Below are 560 nucleotides of genomic sequence, written 5' to 3' on the forward strand. Positions count from 1 at the left end.
GCCAGCGGGGCTTACCGGCTTTGGGCCAGGCCATCGTGGAGCGGCTTATGGGCCTCTTCGGCGCCCAAGAGGGGGTGCTCCTCGCGGAAAGCGCGGGGAGGGCGGAGGTGCTCTTTAGCACATGTCCCCTTTCCGAGGAGCTCCCCCGCCCCAACCTTCTGGAGCGGGCCCTGGAGGAGGAGGCCCCCTTGGGCGTGGAGGCCCTGACGCCCGCGGACTGCGCCCTGGCGGAAGCCCTGGGCCTGGAAAGCGCCCTGGTGGTGCCCTTCCGCGCCGAGGGGTTTAGGGGCGCCCTCCTCCTGGGTTACCGGAAGAGGCGGCGCTTTTCCCAGCGGCTTCTTGACCGCATGGGCCAGGTGGCTACCCTTCTGGCCTTGGTCCTGGAGAAGGGGCGGTTTTTGGCCCTTTTGGAGGCGGAGGAGGAGCGTCTCAAGGCTCTTCTGGAACACTCCCAGGACGTCGTCTACGTGCTGGACCAGGAGGGGAGGATCCGCTTCGCCAGCCCGAGCGTGCAGGTGCTTTTGGGCTACGACCCCGAGGGCTACAAGAAGGTCCCGGTT

General features: G+C 67.9%; 1 protein-coding gene. It reads left to right on the forward strand.

Going from position 1 to position 560, the window contains the following annotated elements:
• Window positions 1-20: 20 nt before the first annotated feature.
• Window positions 21-560, forward strand: a 540-nt coding sequence (locus AC01Y6_RS11130; RefSeq protein WP_476671594.1) for a PAS domain S-box protein, incomplete at its 3' end; no start/stop codon positions are given.

Source organism: Thermus sp., assembly GCF_056332225.1.